Raw genomic sequence first — 6,235 nt, forward strand, 5'->3', positions numbered from 1 at the left:
ACCAAACATGACTTGCCAAGTGACAGGTGAAGTATCAGAAGATAACTTCAAATTGGCTGATGGTAAATTGATTCTTTCACCAGATGGCGCACAACGCGTTCTCGTTGAATTAAAAGATTTCCTCGATCGTCATTACGCAAGCAACGAATAAACAAAAAAGGAAGCTCCTTAACGGGGCTTCTTTTTTTAATCTGCTTCGTGAAACGCGAGGTACAGTTCCTGACGATCCAGTCCTCGTTCTTTTGCGACACGCTTCAACGCTGCATTCGGCTTTTCGCCCTCTTCGATATACCGACGGATTTGCTCGAGCGGATCACTGTCTTGAATGACGGCATCCGGTCGTTCTTCGTTTGATCCTTCGACAAGGACGACGAACTCACCTCGAACGTCTTCTGCTGCCCAAGCGCGTAATTCACTCACACTTCCACGAATATACTCTTCATACCGTTTCGTTAGTTCTCGGGCTAACGTCACCTGGCGATCACCAAGTACTTCTTCGATCCCTTGCAACATCTCTTTCAATCGATGCGGTGCTTCATAAAAGATGAGTGTTCCTGATTCGTATTTCAATTGCTCTAACGCTTCGCGGCGTTCTTTTTTCTTTCGTGGCAAAAAACCATAATACAAAAAGCGTTCTGTCGACAGACCGGACGCGACAAGGGCTGTCAATGCAGCGTTCGCACCCGGAAGAACGATGACAGGAATATCTGCTGCGATCGCTAGGCGGATCAAATCGCTTCCCGGGTCCGAAATACCGGGCATCCCGGCGTCGGAGACGAGGGCAATTTGCTTTCCCGCCTCTAAATCAGCGAGTAGTCGTTCGCCACTTGTTTGTTTATTGTGTTCGTGGTAACTGACCAGCTTCGTCTCAATCGAAAAATGCCGAAACAGTTTCATCGTCTGCCGGGTATCTTCTGCTGCGACGATATCAGATTCCTGTAAGATCCGGACAGCTCGATACGTCATGTCTTCTAAATTGCCGATTGGTGTCGGGACGATATAGAGACCGACTCCTTGCTGTTGATAGCTACTTGTCGCTTTCATGAGGTTCCTCCTTGAATCAAACGCTCTTTCTGTGAACGTGTCAATTGTTTAATCGCGTATTCCCGCTTCATCGCTTCTGATTTTGTCGCGAAAATTTCCTCATGAACGAGGACGACCGGCAGACGGGCACGTGTATACTTCGCCCCCTTGCCTGCATTATGTGTTGCGATGCGTTGCGTGACGTCTACTGCGTAACCCGTATAATACGTATCATCTTGGCAACGAACGATATAGACTGCATGCTCAGACATCGAACAGTTCCTTCATCTGAGCCGCATACGAGTTGTCCGCTTCATAGACGATGAACGGGGAAAGAACCTTCAGTCCAGGTTTTGCGTCCTTGATCCCCTCGATCAAAAGCATGTTCGCTTCCTTCCCTGCCTTCGGATAAATCAACTGCATCCGTTTCGGTTCCAAGCGGTATGTTCGCATCAAAGTGACGATATCGAGCAGTCGTTCCGGTCGATGGACGAACGCTGCCTTTCCGCCTTGTTTTAACAAATCAGATGCACCACGAATACAGTCTTCAAGTGTACAGAGGACTTCATGCCTTGCGATCGTATAATGTTCACTTTGGTTTTGGTTTGATGTCTCGTTGGCTAAAAAATAAGGCGGATTACAGGTGACAGCATCATAGATGCCGTATCCAAGACGTGCCCCCGCCTCTTTGACGTCACCATCAATCATCTCAATCTGGTCGTTCAGTTCATTCAAGTTAATGCTACGTCGCGCCATCTCCGCTAGTCGCGGCTGAATTTCAAGACCCGTGATCTGCCCTTTCGTCCGGTAGGATAAAAAGAGTGGGATCGCACCGTTCCCAGAGCAAAGATCGGCAATCCGCCCCTGTTGAATTGGAACCCATGCAAATCGTGCGAGCAATGCCGCATCGAGTGAATAGGAGAAGACGGATGGACTTTGAATGATTTTCCCTTCTTGTCCTAAGAGATAATCAAGTCGTTCGTCTGGTAATAGTTCAAACATGTCGTGCCTTCCTTTCCGAAAAAAAGACTGACTCATGTAGAAGTCAGCCTCTCAATGTTTCGTTAACATGGATAAGCAGAAGAGACAATCGCCGTCTTTTCGCACTTGTCCATAATGCAAGTTACAGATGTGGAACCCTTCCTGGTACAATCGTCCGAGATTGTCATAGCCCGCACCAACGCCTGCTTCCGCTTCTTCCGCTTCCGTGACCGGCTGTTGTTCATCGCGTTCGACTTTTTCCCGAAGATGATGATTCTCCAGATACAGATGTTGGTTCTCTTCCATCATGTAAGCCAGCTGATCCTTTAACACGCTCAGATGCTCAGTCAGCAAATGAATCTGTTGCTCAATCGCATCGACACGCGTAATGATTTCTTTTTTATCGACTCTCTCCACGCGTATGCACCCCGTTATTCTTTTGGTCGTTTTGGTTTTACGGCACCAACGGATAATAGTTCTTCCATCGAATACGTCAAGACGCGGGAACGATCCTTCAGTTCAATTTGAACGACTTGATCGAGGATGTTCAAGCCAACGACGCGTCCTTCGCCTTCAGGTACCGTCAAACGTTTTCCATAGTCCGGCAAGTCACGGCGCATCTCTTCATACGTATCGTTCTCATATTTTAGACAGCACATTAAACGACCACACACCCCTGAAATCTTCGTCGGATTCAACGACAGGTTTTGATCTTTTGCCATCTTGATCGAGACCGGTTCGAACTCACCAAGGAAAGATGAACAACATAAGACACGACCACATGGACCAATGCCTCCAAGTAACTTCGCTTCATCTCGAACACCGATTTGACGGAGTTCGATGCGTGTCCGGAAAACAGCCGCTAAATCTTTGACGAGCTCACGGAAGTCAACACGTCCTTCTGCCGTGAAGTAGAAGATGACCTTATTGCGGTCAAACGTGTACTCGACATCGACCAATTTCATATCGAGTTTATGTTCACGGATTTTTTCGACACATACCGCATGCGCATCAAGCGCTGCGACTTTATTTTCGCGGACGATCATTGCATCCTTATCGTCAGCAATTCGAAGAATGGATTTCAGTGGCAACACCACATCTTCTTCGTCCATTTGTTTATCGGCGATGACCACTTCGCCATATTCAATGCCCCGTACCGTCTCAACGATGACTGCTTGTCCTCGTGATAATGACTCTTGTCCAGGTGCAAAATAATAAATTTTGCCCGCTTCTTTAAAGCGAACGCCTACTACTTCTAGCATGTCGCTCTACCCTTTCTGTAAGTCAAACATGAGACGCTCAACTGTTAATTGGGGATTAACATTCGCTTCGACCCGTCGGACTGCGGCAAGCACAGCTTGTAACCAGCGGGTGATCGTCGTCTGGCTCTTGGACCCCATCTGTTCAAGTTGGGGTTTACTATTCGTATAGGTCATACCTTCCCACGCCGGATTCAGTTTCAGGCGTAAGACATCCTCGAAGAAACAAGTGACGAGTTCAAGACCAATTCGGACATCCTGACGGTTCTTGAATTGTCCCATCCATTTCTCTTGTACGAACAGTGGTAAATCAGCCGGACGATTCGCTAATTCCTCCATCAATTGTAACACTGACGCTCGCGCATTTACAAACCAGTCTTCGAGTAATGCTTCTTCTGCATCCTCGACTTTTGGATAGACACGCGCTGCCAGTTGCGTCAACTCGTGGTCCCGTCCCGTTTTTTCAGATAAAACCTCGCCAATCATTTGACGATCCGCTGGACGAAAACTTAATAACTGTCCCCGCGATCGAATCGTAGGTAAAAGGAGTTGAGGTTGATTCGTCAACAATAAGGCCACTTTTCCTTCTCCTGGTTCCTCAAAGAACTTCAGCAAACTGTTCGCTGCTTGGGGAGTCATCTTATGGGACTGTGTAATGACATAAATCTGACGATCGCCTTCAAGTCCTCGGAGTGAGAGATCATGCATCAATTGTTGAATCTGTTCTTTTTTGATGGTCGCGCCATCTGGTTCGATTTCATAATAATCGACCAAGTTACCACTTTCCATCCGCCGACAGCTACGACAGACACCACACGGTTCTACATCGACCGGGGTCTCACAAAAAAGGCTTTTCGCGAACAAGTGAGCCGCTTCAAGTAGAAGCGGCTCATAGTCTCCAGTGAAGATATAAGCGTGATTGATTCGATCGTTTCGTAACGAATTTTGAAGAATCGTCGAAATGACCGATTGTGTCTGTTCCAGTTCATGAAACGTCTGCATTAGAATTGGTGAAACCCTTCGATTGGCAAGACGAAGACCGTTGCCCCGCCTACCTGGACTTCAACAGGGTACGGGATATAAGAATCGGCATGACCACCCATTGGTGAGATTGGAGAGACCATCTGTTCACGACTCGAACAATTCTTTTTGATCAATCTTAACAGATCGTCGAGACGCTCACTCTGTACACCAATCATGAACGTCGTGTTTCCCTCTTTAAGAAAACCACCTGTCGTTGCTAGTTTCGTTGCTCGGAAATCATGCTCGACAAGCGCTTCCGCCAAACGTAAGCTGTCTTTATCTTGAACAATCGTAATGACCATTTTCATGAGAATCTCTCCTTTTCTTCTAAATACGTAATGACATCTTCCACTAAGTCCTGATGAATCACTTCAATCGATCGATTGGCTTGTACAATCTGTACCCGTTCTGGGTCCGATGCCGCAATCTGTTTGAAACCATCATAGACACGGGCACGAAACGCATCATCTCGTTGCTCGATTCGATCAAGTGCTCCCCGGTCCATCATTCGTTTTTTAGAATCCGTTACCGTTAAATCAAATAAATACGTCCGGTCTGGCGCTAATCCACCTGTTGCAGAATCATTAATATGACGCACGAGATCAATCGGATGTCCAAGCCCATATCCTTGATAGGCAAGTGAGGCATCAACGAATCGGTCACATAAGATGATTGTGCCTGCCTCTAACGCCGGTCGAATCAATTCTTCGACATGCTGGGCACGAGACGCTGCATACAGCAGAATTTCCGTCATCTCTTTCATTTCTTCAAAATCAGGATTTAAAATCAATGAACGAATTTCGTTCCCAACGCGTGTGCCACCTGGCTCACGGGTCATCATGACATTATAGCCCTTTTCTTTTAACACATCATTAAGCAATTGTAGTTGTGTCGTTTTCCCGGCACCATCCGGTCCTTCGACAGTAATGAACGTACCTTTCATCTTTCAAACCCTTCCTCTATGACGCGTAACGCTCCTTGTTGCAATTGTTCGCCCCCTTGCAAATGAACGGCTACGGTTTGATAATGTCGTAAACGTAGTACCTGTTCCGCCGTAATGCGTTCGCCTCTGACGATCAATGGAATACCTGGCGGGTACGGAATAATGGTTTCGAGTGAAACATGACCGATACACTCATCCAGCTGACGGAACGTACCTGTTGCTTGTTCTAACTGTTCATAAGAACAAGCTAAAGCAGATACCTGTATTTTACCCATAATTGGTTGCTCGATATACCTTTTCAAAGGAATTCCTTCTGATTTCATCATTTGAATAGCGCGTTCGACACGATGAACCCAGTCATCCTGCTCAGACTTTGCTAGCGGACGAAGTGGCAAAATACAGACGACGTGATCTCCTAGAGCAAATTCCGCATCGAGTTGAACAGCTCGTAACGCGTGCAACAACGCATCTCCTGAATATCCCTCATACGTTAATGTCATCCGTGACCAATCATCAAAGCGAAGGACGGTCATATGATCGAACCGTTGAAGTGATTCGATAAACGCATCGTGACTAACCTGAATATCTGACATACCTTCAACTGTCCATTGTTCACGATAGGAACGGGCATAGTCTAATGAAGCCAGTAACAAATACGAAGGACTTGAGGTTTGAAACGCTTGGAGCGCTCGCTGTAACTTTCTTCTCATCTTTTCCGAAAATCGCTCGTGCATCCATGCTCCCATCGTCAGTGCAGGAAGCGTTTTATGGGCAGACTGGACAACAGCGGTTGCTCCTAATTCAAATGCAGAACGAACACCAAATGCTTTACCGAAGTGTGCACCGTGTGCTTCATCCACTAATAAAGGGAGTCCGTGCGACGTCGTGAGCTGAACGAGTGACGTGATATCAGCCACTTCTCCGTAATATGTCGGTGAAGTGATAAACACGCCAACTCCTCCCGGATATTTCGTAAACGCTTCCTTTAATGTTTCACGTGAAACAT

9 protein-coding genes and 1 pseudogene are annotated in these 6,235 nt (G+C 46.8%); 1 reads left to right on the top strand and 9 read right to left on the bottom strand.

Translation table 11 applies throughout. The annotated features are described in order from the left end of the window. Positions 1–151: pseudogene (locus B3S86_RS15280) on the top strand (transition state regulator Abh); the annotation flags it as partial. A gap of 35 nt (positions 152–186) precedes the next feature. Here the strand turns inward: B3S86_RS15280 and rsmI are convergent. The 9 genes from rsmI to B3S86_RS15325 form a co-directional block, all read right to left on the bottom strand. Beyond that, positions 187–1,044, bottom strand: coding sequence for a 16S rRNA (cytidine(1402)-2'-O)-methyltransferase (rsmI, locus tag B3S86_RS15285; RefSeq protein ID WP_290754316.1), 858 nt, complete (start codon positions 1,042–1,044; stop codon positions 187–189). Continuing rightward, positions 1,041–1,295: a GIY-YIG nuclease family protein gene (locus B3S86_RS15290; RefSeq protein ID WP_035413209.1), complete on the bottom strand. Its 255-nt coding sequence runs from the start codon at positions 1,293–1,295 to the stop codon at positions 1,041–1,043. The genes rsmI and B3S86_RS15290 overlap by 4 nt, the downstream gene beginning before the upstream one ends. Continuing rightward, a complete protein-coding gene (locus B3S86_RS15295; RefSeq protein WP_056061982.1) occupies positions 1,288–2,025 on the bottom strand; it encodes a tRNA1(Val) (adenine(37)-N6)-methyltransferase in 738 nt (245 codons plus the stop codon). The genes B3S86_RS15290 and B3S86_RS15295 overlap by 8 nt, the downstream gene beginning before the upstream one ends. Positions 2,026–2,076: 51 nt before the next feature. Continuing rightward, entirely contained in the window at positions 2,077–2,427 is a 351-nt protein-coding gene (gene yabA, locus B3S86_RS15300) for a DNA replication initiation control protein YabA (RefSeq protein WP_119182633.1), read from the bottom strand. A gap of 8 nt (positions 2,428–2,435) precedes the next feature. Beyond that, positions 2,436–3,266, bottom strand: coding sequence for a PSP1 domain-containing protein (locus B3S86_RS15305; protein WP_029343044.1), 831 nt, complete (start codon positions 3,264–3,266; stop codon positions 2,436–2,438). A gap of 6 nt (positions 3,267–3,272) precedes the next feature. After that, positions 3,273–4,265 carry a DNA polymerase gene (locus B3S86_RS15310; RefSeq protein WP_035413204.1) on the bottom strand — a complete coding sequence of 331 codons (993 nt, stop codon included), beginning with the start codon at positions 4,263–4,265 and terminating at the stop codon, positions 3,273–3,275. Continuing rightward, positions 4,265–4,594, bottom strand: a complete 330-nt coding sequence (locus tag B3S86_RS15315) for a cyclic-di-AMP receptor (protein WP_023466519.1) — start codon at positions 4,592–4,594, stop codon at positions 4,265–4,267. Before B3S86_RS15315 ends, B3S86_RS15310 begins: the two co-directional genes overlap by 1 nt. Beyond that, the gene (gene tmk / locus B3S86_RS15320; RefSeq protein WP_035413201.1) at positions 4,591–5,229 is read right to left on the bottom strand and encodes a dTMP kinase; all 639 of its coding nucleotides are present in this window, start codon (positions 5,227–5,229) and stop codon (positions 4,591–4,593) included. The genes B3S86_RS15315 and tmk overlap by 4 nt, the downstream gene beginning before the upstream one ends. Continuing rightward, the coding region (locus B3S86_RS15325; protein ID WP_290754323.1) for an arginine decarboxylase at positions 5,226–6,235 on the bottom strand (1,010 nt) is incomplete at its 5' end. The genes B3S86_RS15325 and tmk, both read right to left, overlap by 4 nt.

Origin of the sequence: Exiguobacterium sp. UBA3968 (genome assembly GCF_002385115.1) — a bacterium.
Taxonomy (GTDB): Bacteria; Bacillota; Bacilli; order Exiguobacteriales; family Exiguobacteriaceae; genus Exiguobacterium_A.

What these genes read in the sequence shown, in the direction of transcription:
- B3S86_RS15305 (WP_029343044.1), bottom strand. Translation starts at nt 3,266, where the DNA reads ATGCTAGAAGTAGTAGGCGTTCGCTTTAAAGAAGCGGGCAAAATTTAT.
- rsmI (WP_290754316.1), bottom strand. Translation starts at nt 1,044, where the DNA reads ATGAAAGCGACAAGTAGCTATCAACAGCAAGGAGTCGGTCTCTATATC.
- B3S86_RS15295 (WP_056061982.1), bottom strand. Translation starts at nt 2,025, where the DNA reads ATGTTTGAACTATTACCAGACGAACGACTTGATTATCTCTTAGGACAA.
- B3S86_RS15310 (WP_035413204.1), bottom strand. Translation starts at nt 4,265, where the DNA reads ATGCAGACGTTTCATGAACTGGAACAGACACAATCGGTCATTTCGACG.
- B3S86_RS15290 (WP_035413209.1), bottom strand. Translation starts at nt 1,295, where the DNA reads ATGTCTGAGCATGCAGTCTATATCGTTCGTTGCCAAGATGATACGTAT.
- B3S86_RS15315 (WP_023466519.1), bottom strand. Translation starts at nt 4,594, where the DNA reads ATGAAAATGGTCATTACGATTGTTCAAGATAAAGACAGCTTACGTTTG.
- tmk (WP_035413201.1), bottom strand. Translation starts at nt 5,229, where the DNA reads ATGAAAGGTACGTTCATTACTGTCGAAGGACCGGATGGTGCCGGGAAA.